The following is a 20,098-nucleotide window of genomic DNA, read 5'->3' on the forward strand; positions in this document are numbered from 1 at the left end:
AAAGAGTGAAGCCAAAGGACTATACATTAAAGAAATATTTCCTTATTATCTTGTATATTCCGCATACTTCAGTTACTTTTGCATGGTGCAAGGTTGCATAATCTTTATTTACAACAAATAATAACTTAAATTCAAATCCTATGTGGTTAAGTAACTCGTCCATAGGACGAAAAGTAGTCATGAGTGTGACAGGACTCTTTCTCGTCCTATTTTTAACGTTTCACATGTGTATGAACTTAGTGGCGTTAATCAGCCCTGCCGGCTACAATGCCGTATGCCAATTCCTGGGAGCTAACTGGTATGCCCTGATTGGTACGGTCATTATCGCCGCCGGAGCCGTGATTCACATCATCTATGCCTTCTGGCTGACGATTCAAAACCGGAGAGCCCGCGGTAACGACCGCTATCTGGTGAACGTACGTCCGAAAAGCGTAGAGTGGGCTTCGCAAAACATGCTGGTACTGGGTATCATCGTGGTACTGGGTCTGGCTTTGCACCTCTTCAACTTCTGGTACAAGATGCAGCTCAACGAGGTTATCGGTCACCTGCCCGAAGTCAATCCTCACGACGGTATCGCCCTGATTCGCGAAACCTTCAGCTGCCCGGTTTATGTAGTTATTTACCTCATCTGGTTCGTAGCTTTGTGGTTCCACCTCACCCACGGATTCTGGAGCGCCATCCAAACGCTGGGTATCAACAACCACGTATGGTTCAACCGTTGGAAATGTATCTCCAACATTTTCACTACCATTATCTGCTTGGGCTTTGTTGCCGTTGCCATCTCGTTCTACATCATGAGCCTGACCGGCTGCGGAACTTGCACCCTTTAATAAACCAACCTATTCATTTCACAGAAAAAAAATTGTTATGGCTACAATAGATTCTAAAATACCCGAAGGCCCCTTGGCTGAAAAGTGGACCAATTATAAAGCACACCAAAAATTGGTGAACCCGGCCAATAAACGTCGTCTCGACATCATCGTCGTTGGTACGGGTCTTGCCGGCGGTTCGGCTGCCGCTACGCTGGGCGAGCTGGGATTCAACGTGCTGAACTTCTGTATTCAGGATTCGCCCCGCCGCGCTCACTCTATCGCCGCACAAGGCGGTATCAATGCTGCTAAAAACTATCAGAACGACGGCGACTCGGTATACCGCCTCTTCTACGATACGATCAAGGGTGGTGACTACCGTGCCCGCGAAGCCAACGTATACCGTCTGGCCGAAGTGTCGAACAACATCATCGACCAATGCGTGGCTCAAGGCGTACCTTTCGCCCGCGAATACGGCGGCCAGTTGGCCAACCGTTCGTTCGGTGGTGCCCAGGTATCGCGTACTTTCTATGCCAAGGGTCAAACGGGACAACAGCTGCTGCTGGGTGCATACGCATCGCTCAACCGCCAGGTAAAGAAAGGTACGGTAAAACAGTATACCCGCTACGAGATGCTCGACCTCGTCATCATCGACGGCCGTGCCCGCGGTATCATTGCCCGTAACCTGGTAACCGGCGACATCGAGCGCTTTGCCGCTCACGCCGTAGTTATCGCTACCGGTGGATACGGTAACGTATACTTCCTTTCGACCAACGCCATGGCATCGAACGGCTCGGTTGCCGTACAATGCTACCACAAAGGTGCCTACTTTGCCAACCCGGCCTATGCGCAGATTCACCCCACCTGTATCCCCGTACACGGTGAATTCCAGTCGAAACTGACGCTGATGTCGGAGTCGCTGCGTAACGACGGCCGCATCTGGGTTCCCAAGAAAAAAGAGGATGCCGCTGCCATCCGCGCCGGCAAACTGAAACCGACCGATATCAAGGAAGAAGACCGCGACTACTATCTGGAGCGTCGTTACCCGGCATTCGGTAACCTCGTGCCCCGCGACGTGGCTTCGCGTGCCGCCAAAGAGCGTTGCGACGCCGGCTACGGTGTAAGCCCCTCGGGGTATGCCGTATACCTCGACTTCAAAGAGAGTATCGAGCGTCTGGGTAAACAGGCCATCCAAGGTCTCGACCACCACGAAATCGAAAAACTGGGTGGAGAAGCCGCTGCTATCCAAATCAAGGGTAAAGAGGCTGTGGCCAGCCGCTACGGCAACCTGTTCCAGATGTACGAGAAGATCGTAGACCAGAACCCCTACGAAACGCCTATGATGATCTATCCCGCTTCGCACTACACGATGGGAGGTATCTGGGTAGACTACGAACTGATGACCTCTATCCCCGGTCTGTTCGCTATCGGCGAGGCCAACTTCTCGGACCACGGTGCCAACCGTCTGGGTGCATCGGCCCTGATGCAAGGTTTGGCCGACGGTTACTTCGTACTTCCCTACACGATTCAAAACTACCTGTCGGACCAGATTCAGGTACCCCGCTTCTCGACCGACCTGCCCGAGTTTGTAGAGGCCGAAAAGGCTGTCAAAGCCCGTATCGCCCGCTTGATGAACATCAAGGGTAAACGCTCGGTTGACTCTATCCACAAAGAACTGGGCCACATCATGGTCGAGTATGTAGGTATGGGCCGTAACAAAGCCGGACTCGAAACCGCACTCAAGAAAATCGACGAGGTGAAGAAAGAATTCTACACCAACGTACGTATCCCGGGCGAAGCCAATACACTGAACGTAGAGCTCGAAAAAGCTCTGCGCGTAGAGGACTTCCTCGAAATAGGCAAGTTGATGGCTCTCGACGCTCTCAACCGCGAAGAGTCTTGTGGTGGCCACTTCCGTGAAGAGTATCAAACCGAAGACGGAGAGGCTAAACGTGACGACGAACACTTTATGTATGTAAGCTGCTGGAAATACCAAGGCGAAGATAAGAAGCCCGAACTATTGAAAGAAGAACTGAAATACGAGGCTATCAAGGTTCAACAACGTAACTACAAGAAATAATTTGTCTAATCGCCGTTTAATTCCGGTATAACACGATAAAGTTATGGAAAAAACAATCAATATAACACTGAAGATTTGGCGCCAAAAAGGGCCCAAAGAAAAAGGTAGATTTGAGGAATACAAACTCAACGGTGTATCTACCGACAGCTCTTTCCTCGAAATGCTCGACTTGCTCAACGAGCAACTCATCAACGAGGGTAAAGAGCCCGTAGTTTTCGACCACGACTGCCGCGAAGGTATCTGCGGTATGTGTTCGCTCTATATCAACGGACACCCCCACGGCCCCGACACCAGCGTGACGACCTGCCAGTTGCACATGCGCAAGTTCAACGATGGCGATGTAATCACGGTTGAACCGTGGCGTTCGGCCGGATTCCCCGTAATCCGCGACTTGATGGTAGACCGTCGTGCCTTCGACAAAATACAGCAAGCCGGTGGTTATATCTCCATCAACACGGGTGGTGCTCAAGATGCCAACGCTATACCCATCTCGAAAGAGGCTGCCGACGAGGCTATGGACTCGGCTACCTGTATCGGTTGCGGTGCTTGTGTAGCTGCTTGTAAAAACGGCTCGGCCATGCTCTTCGTTTCGGCCAAGGTAAGCCAATATGCCCTGCTGCCGCAAGGCCGCGTAGAGGCTGCCGCTCGTGCCCGTGCCATGGTAGCCAAGATGGACGAACTGGGATTCGGTAACTGCACCAACACCGGTGCCTGCGCTGCCGAGTGCCCCAAGAACATCTCGCTCACCAACATCGCCCGCTTGAACCGCGAGTTCATCTGCGCCAAACTGAAAGACTAATCACCTCTTTCATACGTCAAAAAACAATCCCGGGAAGGCCTTCCCGGGATTGTTTTTTTATAGAACACCACCCCATCGCGACTCATCGCATCGAACTAGGACCGAAAATCGAGAACAAATAGAGTTTCGAGATAACGAATTATTCGTATCTTTGGACTGCGTATTTGTGTTTTGGCTATGAGACGAGGTTTTCTATTCGTCATATTCGTATTGTTATGGATAGGGTTGGGCTCGTGCAGCCGCTACCATTCCGGAAGGGCCGAATCGCTCTATCAGCAAGCCCTGGAGATGGAAGAGCTCCACATCCCCGACTCGGCCATCGTACTCTATCGTCAAGCTCTAAAACAGTTGGACGGAACCGAAAACGCCGAGTTGGAAGCGTCGATATACAACCGGCTGGGCGACCTTCTGCTCGACCACAATATCTACGAAACGGCCTGGGACACCTACACACAGGCTCTGAAAGTATCGCAAAACCTGCCCGACAAAAGCAATCTGTCGCACGCTTACCGGGGTATGGGCAAGTATCACTACCTCTACAAAGACCCCGACAGCGCTCTGTTCTACTTCGAAAAACCTCTCGCCTTCCTCGACCAGATAGCCGACCGAGAGGAACGCTCGTCGGTCTACAACAACCTGTCCAGCGCATACAAACAGCACAACGACCTGGCCCGGGCCCTGCAATGCAATGCAGCAGCGTTGTCACTGACCCGCAACAAGGTGAAACGGCTGCGCAATTATGCCGTGAGGGGACAGCTTTTTGCCTTGCAAATGCAATACGACTCGGCTCTCTTTTATCTCGAACAGGCCAGCCGTAGCGACGATATGTCGGTAAGGGCATCGGCCTACTTCAAACTGGCCGACCTACCCGACGAAGCCGGTATAGCCGACTCGTTGCGATACCGGTATCTGCAAGAGGCTTACCGACTTTCCGACTCGATCGAAAACATGGCTATAGCCCACCAGATAGATCGCCAGGAGCATATACGCATTACTACCGATCTGCAGGAACAGAGCCACACACGCCTGATTGTAGCCATAACGATATGTGTGGTAGCCTTGCTGTTGATCTCGGTAGCCGTATTCCTGTTTTATCGCCAACACCTCAAACGTCGCAACGAACAACTCTTTGCCCATAAATGGGAGAAACAGGAGGCCCGGGCCCAGGAAAACGAGAGCCGAGAACTGCAAATGGTCGAAATCATACGCAAGGCCGGCGAACGATGCAGCCGCGATTTCAAGACAACCAGCACCTACAACGAGTGGTACCGACGGATTACCCAGGGCAAGGAGTCGCTCAGCTACGACGAGCAAAAGGAGTTTCAGGCAATTGTCGTAAAAGAGTTCGACCCCTACCTGCAACAGCTCTCGAGTGTAGTGCCGCTGACGGGAAACGACGCTTTTCTCTGTGCCCTCATTCAACTGGGATTCTCGACTCGCGAGTGCGCCGTATGCCGTGGAATCAGCAACGAAACCATACGTTCGCAACGCACCCGACTGCGAAAAAAAATACCTCAAAACTTTTCAGACCAGGGTCTGGGTGTGGTCATTTTGGGCGAAGAAAATCTTTCGAAACGTTAAATTGCAACGCTTCATTTTATAATTATCTGATAATCAACATATACTTCTGATTAAATAGCAACACCTCGCGTATTGTTATTTTCTTATTTTTTTCTCATTTTTGTATTACAGAATTTTCATTTCGAAAGAAATATCCTTTGCAAGAGACCAAAACAAAACAAATCGTATGAAAAAATTTACAAGTTTTCTATTTTCGTTGTGCCTCGTTCTGGGAGTTTCAGAGGCATGGGGTGAAATAAAAATCACCACCTCGCTCGAACTGGGCAGTGAGTTTACCTTCTACCCCTCGCCGGTAGCCTCGGACGGTAAAGTGATTGTCGACTGGGGTGACGGTGTTAAAAAAGAGTATACCGTAGACGGTATGTGGACTCGCAGTGTGAGCGACAATCAAGTGGGCGACACGATACGGATACTCTCGCCCATGCGTTCGTTCGACTGCTCCGAAGCCCACGTGACTTCGATTTCGATTGTCAACGAGCCCGAATTGACCACCCTCGATTGCTACCGCAATGAAATAGAACGTACCTACCTCGATATTTCGGGTGCCCCTAACCTCGAAACCCTTAACTGCTACAATAACCCCAAACTGATGTTCCTGAACCTGTCGGAACACAAAAAACTGAGAAATCTCGATTGCCGGTACGATAAAAACGATACGTCGGACCCCGACGATAAAGGATCCATTACAACCATCATATTGCCCAGCGAAGGCAGTGCTCTGGAGTCGATTACGGCCTACAACAACGACCTGAGCGCCATAGACCTGTCGGGTTGCCCCAATCTCTACTCCATCAACCTGGAGGGGAATGCTCTGGCAGAGATAGACGTTACCAAACTGGCCGAACTGCAACAGCTCGACATTCGCTACAATTACATCCAGTCAATCGACCTGACCCAAAATGCCAAACTCGAAAAGCTCTTCTGCAACGACAACTATCTGACCGAACTGAATGTATTTGCCAATACCGCCCTGATGGACCTGGTATGCAGCAACAACCAGTTGACCCGGCTCGATCTGACAGGAAACAGCAAAATCACCAACCTCTCGTGCGATGGCAACCAACTGACCAAACTGAACGTGTCGAACATGTCCAACCTGCTTTCGCTCAAGTGTGGCGACAATCTGCTTACCGAAATAGACTTGAGCCAAAACACTCACCTGACAAGATTCTGGGGCCCCAACAACCTCTTTACCTACCTTGACTTTTACTATAACCAGGGCATCAATACCATCGATATTCGCAACAACAAGGGTATGACTCCCTGCAGCCTCAACTACATGTATCAGACTCTCTCGGGTCTGGAGAGTGCAAGCCCCTACCCCAACCTGCTGCTCGAAGGCAGCAATGCCGAGACCAGCGACACCTACATCGCTACCGAATCGAAATGGACAGTCGACGTTACAGGCGACGGCAGTGCTACCTGCGGCACGGTGACGGCTACAATCGTACCCTCCGAATTGGGTACCTTCACCCTCTCGCAACCCGACCTGGTAACACACGAACTGCACGCAGTCGAAAACAACCAGCTCGAATCGGGTGTACCTACCTACATCACCGCCTCGCCTGCCGAAGGTTATCAGGTGCGCTACTACGAGGTGAACGGCCAACGCATCAACAGCAATATTTTTGCTGCTTCGGAGAATGTAACCGTATCGGCCGTATTCATCCCCATCGCTGCCAACAACTACATTGCCATGGAGGTAGAGAACAACGTGCCTTTCTCGTTCGGAATAAGCGGAATTGACCCTGAAACCGAAGTTGAAATCGACTGGGGCAACGGCGAAATCGAGACCATGACCATCGACAACGAATCGATTGTGAGACTCGACGGCAACTCCAAGGGTACGACTATCCGTATCAGCGGCTTGATCGACTATTTCGATTGCTCCGAAAACGACCTGATTTCGCTCGACGTAACCCACAACGCTACGCTGGCTACCCTCGACTGCTATTGGACGGGTATTACCTCGCTCGACCTGTCGAAGAACCCCGAATTGGGCAAACTCGACTGTTCTTACAACGAAATAGGTACCCTCGACCTGTCGAAGAATACGAAACTCTTCTCGCTTACCTGCTACAACTGCGAATTGACATCCATCGACTTGTCGAACAATACCGAACTCGAAGAGGCTGTGATACGCAACAACTCGCTCTCGAGCGTGACTCTGGCCAACAACACCAAACTGATGTTGCTTGACGTACAGAACAACTCGCAACTGAGCTCTATCGACGTGAGCATGCTCTCCAACCTGCAGGAACTGCAATGCAGCAACATGGGCCTGACTTCGCTCGACGTAACCCACAACACGCAACTGGTGCGACTCACCTGCTCGAACAACCAGCTTACGACCCTCGACTTGTCGAAAAATACCGAGCTCGAACGCCTCTTCTGCGACGGCAACCAACTCGAACCCATCGACCTGTCGAACAACACGAAACTGAACTACATCGAGTGCTCGGGCAACGGTATGACGGCTTGCGAGCTCAACGACCTCTACTATCACCTGCCCGTCTGCGCTACTACGCCTACAACGGCCAACCTCTTCATTGCCGGTATCAGCAATGAAAACGAAGCCGAAACCAGCGAAACCTCCATCGCTACGAAGAAGGGTTGGAAAGTCTCTATCGATGGCGACGGCAGCGGCTGCAACGAGGCCTACATCACCATCGAACCCTCGGAAAACGGCTCGCTGGAGCTGCGCAACGAGAATAACGAAGTAGTAAACTCGGGCGACAAGGTGGCCAAAAACAGCACGGTTACCATCACGGCCCTCCCCGACGAAGGTTACTTGCTGAGAAGCGTAAAGGTAAACGGCGTGAGCGTAAGCGGTTCGTTTGTCGTGAAGATGGCTTCGGTAGTAACTGCTGAATTTGCCGACGAGTCGGGTATCGACGAAACCGAAGCCGCAGGTGCCAAGGTATGGAGCCTGCCCGGTATACTCCGTATCGTAGCCGACGATGCTGCCGTACAGGTATACTCGACAAGCGGAAGCCTCGTATGGGAAGGCCGCGTAATAGGCGAAAGAGACCTAAACCTTAACCAAGGTATCTACATAGTAAAAGTTCATAACGTACTCTCGACTCAAAGTAAAAAGGTGGTTGTGAAATAACACCACCCTTTTACCTCACAAGAAAACCCGGTGCAGACAATCTGCACCGGGTTTTCTTGTATTATCGACTTGTTTATAAGGAATATAAATTAAAATGTTTCAAAACCTTTAAGCTTGTCTTTTCAGTAATCCTATAATTGGAAATTTCAAAATTGTTCGATTAGGGGTTATTTTATAAATTCATTGTATATTCCATTGTATAATTATGAAATTATTACAATTCAATCCATATGCTAATGAGGCCTTTAGCCAATTGATTTGACTTAAACGAATACAATCACGTCTATTCCTTTTCGCTTCCAAAAATAAGATATATCCATTTTTCCAAGCAATCACATCCCAACAACCACTAAACTTATTACCATTTAGTTTTGCTATCCCCACTAAAGTTTCAGATATTTCAACATCTGTTATTGGTACATGAATCTGCTCTCTATAACATACATCATTCCATTCCGTCAACATAAAAGGATCCATGGGAGGCCTACCATATGTTTCAATCCATCTGGCATTCCATCCATTCCTTTTTAGATAATCAACAATAGCTAATTCAGCAAAAGAAGCTTTTCCATTTACATCTACTAAAACCTTACCCCCAAACGTATTCTTTATCGCTTTTCCTTTCCAAACATTAAATGTCAGCTCATATTTAGTAATATCGTATTTTCCACTTTCAGATTCTATTACTTCAAATGATTTCGAATTAAAAACATCTCTAAAACACTTTTCCATATCTATCATAATGATTTCATTTTAGTTTTTTAATTCTCTCCAAGTAATTAGTCTAGCAGAATCAATGTTTGTCAGCAAACCTGAAAGATAGTATTTCCGACATAAAACATGTTCGTTTGCCACCGCCGGATAGGAGTATGACAAGTTTTATCATATTGGAAAGTCCTCTGTTTAAATCATGTTTATATCGTGTAAACAGCAATCAGGCCGATACCGAAACCTCCAGCCCCAGCTCTCTTACCCGGTCGGCTATCTGCTCCAGCTCCTCGCGAGAGACCTTTTCGAGCGATTCCTCGGGAGTTTTACGGTCGATGGTATAAATCATTACCGAACGGGGCGAAATGTACTGCAGCGCCTCCAACCACGGCGAGAGCTCCTCTTCTACCGTATTGTCTATTCGCTGTCCGTTGTGCCAGCCACGCAGGAACATGGTCTGCACGATTACATTACCCGAGAAGCGCTTCAAGTCGCACACCACACGGTTCACATCGAAATGGGGGTCGTTGGGATTGTCGATCAAGGCCACCGTTTCGGGACGGAGCGAGTCGAGTTTGAGTATGTTGTTGTCGACCCGGTTCAGGGCTTTGAATACCGACTCGTCGTGAATGCGGGTCGCATTGGAGAGCACGCTTATCTTGGCTTCGGGGTAGTAGTGGTCGCGTAAATAGAGCGTAGTATCTATAATCTTTTCGAATTGCGGGTGCAACGTAGGCTCACCATTACCGGCAAAAGTAATCACATCGAGCTTTTCGCCCGCCTCGTGCATGGCCTGTAAACGGGTTTTCAACACCTCTTCTACCTGGTCGGCCGAGGGTAACCCGCTCTTGCCCACTCCCTGGGCATTGTAGCCGCACTCACAATAGACACAGTCGAACGAGCACAACTTGCCATCGGTCGGCAACAGATTCACACCCAGCGATATGCCCAGACGACGGCTGTGCACGGGTCCGTAAATGATTTCATGAAATAACACTGTCTGCATAGCAATACTCTTTTTACTTTACAAAGGTAGAATTTATCTACTATCCAACCATAGATTTTTGTAAAATCTATATACTCCTTTTCAAGTTATACACAAGTTGTGAATAAACTATATCTATTTATATGTCAATTATATATAAGAATAATAAACAAGGATGTCAACGATTTATCAACTTATGAAAAAACAATCGGGAGACAAAAGTCTGAAAACAGCCATACCAACAGCTTATCCACGGGTTTTCAACCACCGAAATACAAAAAATACTCACGTTATAAACAATTTGTAAAATTCTATTTATTAAACTATTAACCATAAATAAACAATCATATCCACAAGATATGGACAATCTGTACACATACACTATCAACACCGGTTAATATTATAATTATTGCAAAAAAATAGTCATCGAAAAATCGAAAGATTTACATTTGTACCCGATGAAAAGAGGATGGTCCATATTGTTTCTTTTTCTCTTTCTGATGGTTCCGAGCCTTCAGGCACAGATCTTTCAGGAGGAACATCCGGCTTATAAACATTTTTATCGGGTAGTTATCGACAACGATACGGTAGCGTTGATAGGACTACGCACCTTCTATGTATTTCCCCCCGAAAAATTCAAAAACAAAAAGGAGGAGAAATTTTACTGGAAAACCGTACGCGATGTGAAAAAGACCCTACCCTATGCCAAACTCATCTACAATATCTTCATAGAGACGTATGAATATATGGAGACTCTCCCCGACGACGAGGCTCGCGAGCAGCACATGAAACGTATGGAGAAAGAGGTTTTTCAACAATATAAACCGGTGTTGAAAAAGTTTACCTTGTCGCAAGGCAAGATGCTTATCAAGCTGATAAACAGAGAGTGTAACCAATCGTCCTACGAGTTGATAAAGGCTTTTCTGGGAAGCTTCAGGGCCAACTTCTGGCAATTCTTCGGCAAGATGTTCGGCGCCTCGCTCAAGACCGATTGGCAACCCGAAGGTAAAGACAAGACCATTGAGCGCATCTGCATTCTGGTAGAACAGGGTTCGCTATAACCCCAGTTGTTTGAAAAAATCCCAAATGACCAGACCGGCCGTAACCGAAACATTCAACGAATGTTTGGTACCGAACTGGGGTATCTCGATGCTGCCCGTACACTTGTCGACAACCGACTGCTGTACCCCCTTTACCTCGTTGCCCAACACCACGGCATATCGCTTGTTCTTGTCCAACTCGATGTCGTTGAGACTGATACTCCCCTCCACCTGTTCGATGGCATAAACCTCGTAACCGGCCGCCAACAACTTATCAACAACCGTATAGGTATCTTGCTCATAAATCCAGTCGACACTATCCTCGGCCCCCAGTGCGGTCTTGTGTATATCGGTGTGCGGCGGTGTGGCGGTGATTCCGCAAAGGTAGATGCAGGCCACCTTGAAGGCATCGGCCGTACGGAATACCGACCCGATGTTGTTGAGGCTGCGCACGTTGTCCAGCACAACTACTAACGGTATCTTTTCGAGATGTTTAAACTCCTCTTGCGAAACCCGGTGCAGGTCGAAAATACTCTTTTTCTTCATAAACGACTCTCTTTACAAGCATCGACAAAGATAATACATACACCCGACAAAGCCAATTCCTTTTACCCGTCTCCTACCCTGTAAACAGCATCGTTAATAACCGTGTGTACAAGTGTGGATAAGCCGTTATAAAATGAGGGCTTAAAAAGCGGTACAAAATTTTGAAATCAGAAAATTACCTCTATACTACCCCTCTCCGTAAAAATGCAAATAATATATGCACCAGTTGTGAGTTGAAATATCCACCTCAAAATATCTATTTATCAATCATACAAATAGAATAAAGTTATTAACTTTGCAGTTTGTAAACAGGGAGTTGATAAGGAATTTAATAGGCTCATTATAACAAGATAATGACGTTGACAAGACGCGGATAACGTAACCCCCGAAGGTTGATAAGATAAAAAGCAACTATTTTAACAAGAAGTTATCCTTACTGTCAACAGCCTATTATCATCAACAATAAGAATTTTAAATTAAAAAATAAAAAAGGAATAATATATATGTTCGATGTAAATATCTCCAAAGGTTATGTGGATATGCCTGTTCCCGAAGGCGTGGATATGGTAGCCGAGATCGAGAAAATGAAGCGTGAGAAGAATGCCGTCGTGCTGGCTCACTACTACCAGTCGGGAGATATACAGGATATTGCCGACTATGTGGGCGACTCGCTGGCGCTGGCCCAATGGGCCGCCAAGACCGATGCGTCGATACTGGTGCTTTGCGGCGTGCACTTCATGGGCGAGACAGCCAAGATACTCTGCCCCGACAAAAAGGTGCTCATCCCCGACCTGAATGCCGGTTGTTCGCTGGCCGACAGTTGCCCGGCCGATGCCTTTGCCGAGTTTGTAAAACAGCATCCCGGCTACAAGGTGATTTCGTATGTGAACACCTCGGCCGCCGTAAAGGCACACACCGACGTGGTGGTGACTTCGTCGAACGCCAAACAGATAGTAGAGAGCTTCCCGGCCGACGAGAAGATTATCTTCGGTCCCGACAAAAATCTGGGAAACTATATCAACAGCGTCACGGGTCGGAACATGTTGCTGTGGGACGGTGCCTGCCACGTGCACTCGCAATTCTCGCTCGAGAAAATCGTAGCGTTGAAAAAGGAGTATCCCGATGCCCTGCTGCTGGCCCACCCCGAATGCAAACGCGACATTCTGCTTGTGGCCGACAAGGTGGGTTCGACGGCCGCCTTGTTGCGCTTTGCTACCCAGTCGGACTGCAAACGCTTTATCGTAGCTACCGAGTCGGGTATCCTGCACGAGATGAAGAAGAGCAACCCCGGCAAGGAGTTCATTCCGGCCCCTCCCGACGATGCCAGTACCTGCGGCTGCAGCGAGTGCAACTTCATGCGGTTGAACACGATGAAGAAACTGTACAATACCCTCAAGTACGAGTTGCCCGAAATCACGGTCGACGAAGCCATAGCCCGGGAGGCCATCAAACCCATACGCCGTATGCTCGACATATCGGCTTCGCTGGGAATTTAATAGAAGAGTAACTAAAAAAATATCACCTATCACATATTGTTCATCATGGAATACAATTTCAAAGAAATAGAGAAAAAGTGGCAGAAGTACTGGAAAGAGCATCACATCTACCAGGTTACCGAAAACAAGGAGAAACCCAAGTACTACGTATTGGACATGTTCCCCTATCCTTCGGGTGCAGGTCTGCACGTAGGTCACCCGCTGGGATACATTGCTTCTGACATCTATTCCCGTTACAAACGGCTGAAAGGTTTCAACGTGCTTCACCCCATGGGTTACGATGCCTATGGACTTCCGGCCGAACAGTATGCGATACAGACGGGACAACACCCGGCCATTACGACCGAGAAGAACATAAACCGCTATCGCGAGCAGTTGGACAAGATTGGTTTCTGCTACGATTGGAGCCGCGAGATTCGCACCTGCGATCCCGAGTACTACAAGTGGACCCAATGGGCCTTCATACAGATGTTCAACAGCTACTACGACAACGACAAGCAACAGGCCCGTTCGATTGAAGAGCTGGTAAAACATTTCGAGACGAAAGGCACTGAAGGGTTGAATGCGGCCTGCAGCGAAGAGCTTTCGTTCACGGCCGACGAGTGGAAAGCCAAGAGCGAGAAGGAGCAGCAGGAGACGTTGATGAACTACCGAATTGCTTACCTGGGTGACACGATGGTAAACTGGTGTCCGAAACTGGGTACGGTGCTGGCCAACGACGAGGTGAGCGAAGGAGTATCGATACGGGGTGGCTATCCCGTAGAGCAGAAGGTGATGCGCCAATGGTGCCTCCGGGTATCGGCTTATGCCCAACGTCTGCTCGACGGACTCGACAAACTCGACTGGACCGACTCGCTGAAAGAGACGCAGAAGAACTGGATAGGCCGTTCGGAGGGTGCCGAGATGCAGTTCAAGGTAGTAGACTCGGACGTAGAGTTTACCATCTTCACGACGCGTGCCGATACGGTATTCGGGGTTACCTTCATGGTACTGGCTCCCGAAAGCGAGTATGTGCAACAGGTGGTAACTCCCGAGCAGAAAGAGGCTGTCGACAAATACCTCGAGAGCATCAAACACCGCACCGAACGCGAGCGTCTGATGGACCGCAGCGTGACGGGTGTGTTTACGGGTGCCTATGCCATCAACCCGTTGAACAACAAACATATTCCTATCTACGTGAGCGACTATGTATTGGCCGGTTACGGTACGGGTGCCATCATGGCGGTACCGGCTCACGATAGCCGCGACTACGCCTTTGCCAAGCATTTTGACCTGCCTATCATTCCCTTGATCGAGGGGTGCGACGTGTCGGAAGAGAGTTTCGATGCCAAGGAGGGCAAGATGATAAACTCGTGTGGCAACGGTCTCGACCTGAACGGCATGGAGGTAAAGGATGCCATTGCCGCTACCAAGAAATTCATTAAAGAGAAAGGCATAGGCCGTGTAAAGGTGAACTACCGTTTGCGCGATGCCATCTTCAGCCGCCAGCGTTACTGGGGTGAACCCTTCCCGGTATATTACAAGGAGGGCATGCCCTATATGCTCGACGAGAGCAAGCTGCCGTTGAAACTCCCCGAGGTAGACAAGTTCCTGCCTACCGAGACGGGTGAACCCCCGCTGGGTCGAGCCAAGAACTGGGAGACCGAAGACCACTATCCGCTGGAGTTGTGCACGATGCCCGGTTTTGCCGGCTCGTCGGCCTACTATCTGCGCTATATGGACCCCCACAACGACAGGGAGCTGGTATCGAAAGATAATAACGAGTATTGGCGCAATGTCGACCTCTACATAGGTGGTACCGAGCACGCTACGGGTCACCTTATTTACAGCCGTTTCTGGAACAAGTTCCTGTTCGACAAAGGGGTGATTTGCGAGGATGAGCCTTTCAAGAAACTTATCAACCAGGGTATGATACAGGGTCGTTCCAACTTTGTATACCGTATCAAGGATACCAATACGTTCGTCACGCTCAACAAACGCAAGGAGTACGACACGACTCCCATTCACGTCGATGTAAACATCGTGAGCAACGACGTGCTCGACATAGAGGCATTCAAGAAATGGCGTCCCGAGTTTGCCACGGCCGAGTTTATCTTGGAAGACGACGGCCGCTACATCTGCGGTTGGGCCGTAGAGAAGATGTCTAAGTCGATGTTCAACGTCGTCAATCCCGACGATATTGTCGAGAAATATGGAGCCGATACGTTGCGTCTGTACGAAATGTTCCTGGGCCCCATCGAGCAGAGCAAGCCGTGGGATACCAACGGCATAGACGGTGTACACCGCTTCTTGAAAAAACTGTGGAACCTTTTCTATCAGGGCGACAAGCTGGCCGTGCAGGATGCCGAGCCTACGAAAGAGGAGTTGAAATCGGTACACAAGCTCATCAAGAAGATTTCGTGGGATGTGGAGAATTTCTCGTACAACACCTCGATCAGTGCCTTTATGATTTGTGTAAACGAACTGACGGCGCTGAAATCGCGCAATAAGCAGATGCTCGAAAAGGTGATTATTCTGTTGGCACCTTTTGCCCCGCACATTAGCGAAGAGTTGTGGCACGAGTTGGGTCACGACCAGACGGTATGCGATGCCGAGTGGCCCGTGTGGAACGAAGAGTATCTGAAGGAAGATGTGGTGACGTATGCCGTCTCGTTCAACGGCAAGGCCCGTTTCAGCCTCGAGATAAAGGCCGGTACACCGCGCGAAGAGATAGAGCAGATTGTTCTCAACCACGAATCGTCGGCCCGATGGCTCGAGGGTAAGACCCCCAAGAAGATTATCGTGGTGCCCAACAAGATTGTCAATATTGTGATATAATGAAATACCTGATCCATGCTTGCCATGAGTGGTGGGCATGGATATTTTTTTGATATACAAGAATATAATAAGAAGGAGTAAACAGTTTAGAAACAAAGAGTAATATGCGATTGCCTTTTAACAGTGTATTGTATGCCGTAAAAGACTATATGGTCATCATATTCGGCTTGTTGCTGTATGCGCTGGGTTGGGTTGGATTTTTGCTGCCCAACGAAATTACTACCGGCGGTGTGACCGGTATTGCAGCCTTAATCTATTATGGAACGAAGATACCGGTATCGGTGTCGTATTTTACCATCAACGTGGTTCTGTTGTTGGCAGCTATCAAGGTATTGGGACTTAAGTTTTTTGTACGCACGATTTTCAGTGTGTTCATGTGTTCGTTCTTTCTGGGAATACTGCCCGAGTTCATACCTCACTCTCTGGTCGAGGAGCAGCCCTTCATGTCGGCCATCATCGGTGGTATTTTGTGCGGTTTGGGAGTAGGTCTGGTATTTGTATCGAACGGCAGTACGGGCGGAACCGATATTATCGCCGCCATCGTCAACAAGTACAAAAACATCTCGTTTGCCAAGATGATGATGTATATCGACTTCCTGATCATTGCCAGCTCGTACGTGCTGTTCCACAGCATAGAGAAGATGATTTTCGGTTATGTGGTGATGGGTGTGATGAGCTACACGATGGATATGGTTATCAACGGCAAGCGCCAGTCGGTACAGATACTGATTTTGTCGGACAAGTACGAAGAGATAGCTACGCATGTCAACCAGGATATACATCGGGGTGTAACCGTGCTTGATGGCATGGGATGGTACTCCAAACAGCCCAAGAAGGTGCTGATGATTCTGGCCAAACGTAACGAGTCGGTGAAGATATTCCGGTTGATCAAGTCGATAGACCCCAAGGCCTTCATTTCGCAATCGAATGTCGTAGGCGTTTACGGCGAAGGATTCGACAAGATAAAGACTTGATTCAGAAATATACGACATATTAGGAAAACAGGGAGAGACAGATGTTCTCCCAACCGATAGGTATCTAAAATAAAAAGAGATATTTATCGTTATAGATAAACAGAGGAGGGCAGTTGAATTTTTCGAAGCAGAAATTTGGCTGCATTCTTATTTTTACAAAAAAGGTTTTGATTATGAAACTGGTTTTTGCCACGAATAATAAACACAAGTTGGAAGAAATCTCGGCTATTGTCGGTGATAAGATAGAGATTCTCAGCTTGAACGACATAGGCTGTCACGACGACATACCCGAAACAGCCGATACGTTTGAAGGAAACGCCTTGCAAAAGGCCCGTTATGTGAAGGAGAAATATGGTTACGACTGCTTTGCCGACGATACCGGTTTGCAGGTGGTAGCACTCAACGGCGAGCCCGGTGTATACTCGGCCCGGTATGCCGGCGAGCCTGCCGACTCGGAGAAAAATATAGACAAACTGCTGGCCAATCTGGAAAACCGGATGGATAGAAGAGCCAGTTTCATTACCTGCATAGCCTTGATTCTGGGGGGTGAGGAACATCTGTTCTATGGCGAGATAGATGGAAGTATCATCGACGAACGCAGGGGTTCGTCGGGGTTTGGATACGATTCGGTATTTGTACCCGAAGGTCATGACGAAACCTTTGCCCAGATGGGTGAAGAACAGAAAAACAAGATTAGTCATCGGGCTCGGGCCGTGAAGAGGTTGTCGGAATTTTTGAATACATTATAATCGTTTGATATGTCAAGGAGAATATCGGCTTTAATAGGTTTCATCGTATTGTCGTTTGCGTTTTTGACGCGGGCGCAGTTGGCTGTGGGTAGCTGGCAGATCTACTCGTCGATGGGCGATCCCGTGAAGGTGATAGATACCGGCGACAGGGTCTATTACGTGTCGGGTATTTCGCTCTTCTGCTTCGACAAGGAGACCGAGGAGATGGAGTCCTACAACAAGAACAACCTGTTGAACGATATAGATGTGGCAAATATCTATTACAACTACGATAAGAACTATCTGGTGGTGGTATATGCCAACTCGAATATCGATATTCTCTACGACAACGGCAAGGTGTACAATATTCCCGATATCAAGAATGCCATTATGACCTCGTCGAAGGCTGTCAACGACGTAAAGTTTTACGGCAACCGCATCTATCTGGCCACCGACTTCGGTATCGTTGTACTCAACGACGAGAAGTATGAGGTGAGCGAGTCGTACAACTACGGGGAGAAGATAAATCTGATAGGGGCCAGCAGTAAATATTGGTTTTTGATTTCAGACGAGTCGGTTTGCTACATAGAGAGTACGGCTACGAAATACAGTTTGTCGAACTGGAAAGTGTTGGATTCGGTCGACGGGAATATCATGTACGAAATGTTGTCTTTTAACGACAAGTATTTGCTCTATTCCAAAGGTGGTACTGTTCATTTTTATGACATTACGCAAGACAACTTCTCTTTGTTGGGAACCTTGAGTATGGGTGTGAGGTACATAGACCGGTATTACGATAGCTTTGTTCTTCGAGGACTGGTATTTGTGGCTTTCTGTAAACCCGATATTGTGAACGGCCAGATACAGATAGAGAATGTTTTCAATTTTGGCGATCAGTCGGAGTATCTGACAGATGTAGTGACCTCGTCGTATGAAAAGGATCAGTCGATATGGGCTTTGGGTGAATATGGCTTGTGCCATTTCAAGATGGAAAATGACCAGGTGACCATGCTGAAAGAGCCTTTTATGCCCAACGTGTTGAATGTTGCCAATCCCTGGAACTTGGTTATCAACGACAACAAGTTGTATGTGAGCAACTCGGGACCTCGTCGGGGAACTGAAGAGCAGTATGAAAAAACTCGCATGAGCGTACTGGATCAAAACAATTGGACCGCTATAGATTTCGGTGAATTGCCTTTGGTGAACTATAAGCATGCCGCTTCCCTGTATTCGAGTTACAAGATGGCTTTTGCACCCGACGACCCTAATACTTTCTACATAGGAACCTGGTTCGAAGGTATATACAAGTTTACGAACTTCGAGTGTGTAGGCCATTATACGACCGAAAACTCTCCGTTTACGAAGTATATGGATTGGGCATTGAGTGTGCCTGTGGTGACCTTTGACCAGGAGGGTAACTTGTGGGTAGCTCATACCGGCGATGTAGGTGTGTGCATGCTGCCCAAATCGAAACTGTCAATCAGTACCGACCAACTCAAGGTGAGTGATTGGTATCAGTTCAAGTATTCCGATATTGTGAATAACAAATATGCCAAGTTGCTTATACCCGAGCAGTCTACTCCCAAGTGGGTTATCTATGGCGATTGGCCGGGTTGGGTTTTTGCTTTCGACGATAAGGGTACCTACAATACAACAGCCGATGACCGGACTCGAAAGTTGGTTTCGTTTATCGACCAGGACAACAAGACCTTTACCCCCAACTACTACAATTGCATTGCCGAGGATCATAACGGCCAGATTTGGATAGGAACCTCGTCGGGACCTATCGTCATTACGAATCCCGACAATGTCTTTAGTGACAATTTCCGCTGTACCCGCATCAAGATAGCCCGTAACGACGGTACCGACAATGCCGACTATCTGTTGCAGAATATCAACATTACCGACATTTTTATCGACGGTGCCAACCGCAAGTGGATAGGTACCCGCGAGTCGGGGCTCTATGTGGTGAGTGCCGATGGGTCGGAGGTGCTCGAGCACTTTACAACCGAGAACAGCAAGCTGCCGTCGGACTTTGTGACCGAGGTAGTGGTCGACCCGGTGACCGGTATCGCCTATGTGGGGACGACCAGCGGTCTGGCCGCCTACCGTTCCGATGCCGTGCAGGCCAGCGAAGATTACAGCAGTGTCTATGCTTTTCCCAACCCGGTACGGCCCGATTACGAGGGGTGGATTTCGGTAACGGGATTGATGGACAACAGTCTGGTGAAGATAACCGACACGGCCGGAAACCTCTTTTTCCAAGGGTATTCCAACGGTGGACAAATTTCGTGGGACGGTCGCGACCGCAACGGCAAGCGGGTGAAAACCGGTGTCTATCTGGTCTTTGCCTCGTCGAGTGCAAGCGGCAGTCAATCGGGAGTGGTTACCAAAATACTGGTTGTCAACTAAACAGGGAGATT

Annotated in this window: 14 protein-coding genes; 11 read left to right on the forward strand and 3 right to left on the reverse strand. The window is 48.6% G+C overall.

The window, feature by feature from the left end:
• Positions 1 to 140: 140 nt before the first annotated feature.
• The 5 genes from NW211_RS03200 (at position 141) to NW211_RS03220 (ending at position 8,381) form a co-directional block, all read left to right on the forward strand.
• Positions 141 to 830, forward strand: a complete 690-nt coding sequence (locus NW211_RS03200; RefSeq protein ID WP_087407910.1) for a succinate dehydrogenase/fumarate reductase cytochrome b subunit — start codon at positions 141 to 143, stop codon at positions 828 to 830.
• Positions 831 to 867: 37 nt separating this feature from the next.
• Complete coding sequence (locus NW211_RS03205) at positions 868 to 2,889, forward strand: fumarate reductase/succinate dehydrogenase flavoprotein subunit (RefSeq protein WP_087407909.1); 2,022 nt, start codon at positions 868 to 870, stop codon at positions 2,887 to 2,889.
• Positions 2,890 to 2,932: 43 nt separating this feature from the next.
• Positions 2,933 to 3,688 carry a succinate dehydrogenase/fumarate reductase iron-sulfur subunit gene (locus NW211_RS03210; RefSeq protein ID WP_087407908.1) on the forward strand — a complete coding sequence of 252 codons (756 nt, stop codon included), beginning with the start codon at positions 2,933 to 2,935 and terminating at the stop codon, positions 3,686 to 3,688.
• 177 nt (positions 3,689 to 3,865) lie between these two features.
• Positions 3,866 to 5,269 (forward strand): tetratricopeptide repeat protein, encoded by a 1,404-nt coding sequence (locus tag NW211_RS03215; RefSeq protein WP_258326894.1) that lies wholly within the window; start codon positions 3,866 to 3,868, stop codon positions 5,267 to 5,269.
• Positions 5,270 to 5,435: 166 nt separating this feature from the next.
• Positions 5,436 to 8,381, forward strand: a complete 2,946-nt coding sequence (locus NW211_RS03220; RefSeq protein WP_258326895.1) for a T9SS type A sorting domain-containing protein — start codon at positions 5,436 to 5,438, stop codon at positions 8,379 to 8,381.
• A 180-nt stretch (positions 8,382 to 8,561) separates the two neighbouring features.
• Here NW211_RS03220 and NW211_RS03225 read toward each other — a convergent pair whose 3' ends face one another.
• Together NW211_RS03225 and NW211_RS03230 are read right to left on the reverse strand one after the other, a co-directional pair.
• Positions 8,562 to 9,122, reverse strand: coding sequence for a hypothetical protein (locus NW211_RS03225; protein WP_258326896.1), 561 nt, complete (start codon positions 9,120 to 9,122; stop codon positions 8,562 to 8,564).
• A 193-nt stretch (positions 9,123 to 9,315) separates the two neighbouring features.
• A complete protein-coding gene (locus NW211_RS03230; RefSeq protein ID WP_258326897.1) occupies positions 9,316 to 10,095 on the reverse strand; it encodes a radical SAM protein in 780 nt (259 codons plus the stop codon).
• Between the two features lie 437 nt (positions 10,096 to 10,532).
• On the opposite strand from NW211_RS03230, the gene NW211_RS03235 reads away from it, so the two are divergent.
• A complete protein-coding gene (locus NW211_RS03235; protein WP_087407904.1) occupies positions 10,533 to 11,135 on the forward strand; it encodes a DUF4294 domain-containing protein in 603 nt (200 codons plus the stop codon).
• On the opposite strand, the gene NW211_RS03240 is transcribed toward NW211_RS03235, so the two are convergent.
• On the reverse strand, positions 11,130 to 11,660 hold the full coding sequence (locus NW211_RS03240; protein WP_258326898.1) for an RNA methyltransferase: 531 nt from the start codon (positions 11,658 to 11,660) through the stop codon (positions 11,130 to 11,132). The genes NW211_RS03235 and NW211_RS03240 overlap by 6 nt on opposite strands.
• 503 nt (positions 11,661 to 12,163) lie before the next feature.
• Between NW211_RS03240 and nadA the strand changes: the two genes are divergently transcribed.
• From nadA to NW211_RS03265, 5 genes are all read left to right on the forward strand, one after another.
• Complete coding sequence (gene nadA / locus NW211_RS03245; RefSeq protein WP_087407902.1) at positions 12,164 to 13,156, forward strand: quinolinate synthase NadA; 993 nt, start codon at positions 12,164 to 12,166, stop codon at positions 13,154 to 13,156.
• 45 nt (positions 13,157 to 13,201) lie between these two features.
• Complete coding sequence (gene leuS / locus NW211_RS03250) at positions 13,202 to 15,973, forward strand: leucine--tRNA ligase (RefSeq protein WP_258326900.1); 2,772 nt, start codon at positions 13,202 to 13,204, stop codon at positions 15,971 to 15,973.
• Positions 15,974 to 16,077: 104 nt separating this feature from the next.
• Positions 16,078 to 16,947: a YitT family protein gene (locus NW211_RS03255; protein ID WP_087407901.1), complete on the forward strand. Its 870-nt coding sequence runs from the start codon at positions 16,078 to 16,080 to the stop codon at positions 16,945 to 16,947.
• Positions 16,948 to 17,120: 173 nt separating this feature from the next.
• Positions 17,121 to 17,696: a non-canonical purine NTP diphosphatase gene (locus NW211_RS03260; RefSeq protein WP_087407900.1), complete on the forward strand. Its 576-nt coding sequence runs from the start codon at positions 17,121 to 17,123 to the stop codon at positions 17,694 to 17,696.
• 9 nt (positions 17,697 to 17,705) lie between these two features.
• Entirely contained in the window at positions 17,706 to 20,087 is a 2,382-nt protein-coding gene (locus tag NW211_RS03265; protein ID WP_258326901.1) for a two-component regulator propeller domain-containing protein, read from the forward strand.
• Positions 20,088 to 20,098 lie beyond the last annotated feature (11 nt).

This window comes from Barnesiella sp. ET7 (assembly GCF_024733785.1).
Classification (GTDB): Bacteria; Bacteroidota; Bacteroidia; order Bacteroidales; family Barnesiellaceae; genus Barnesiella; species Barnesiella merdigallinarum.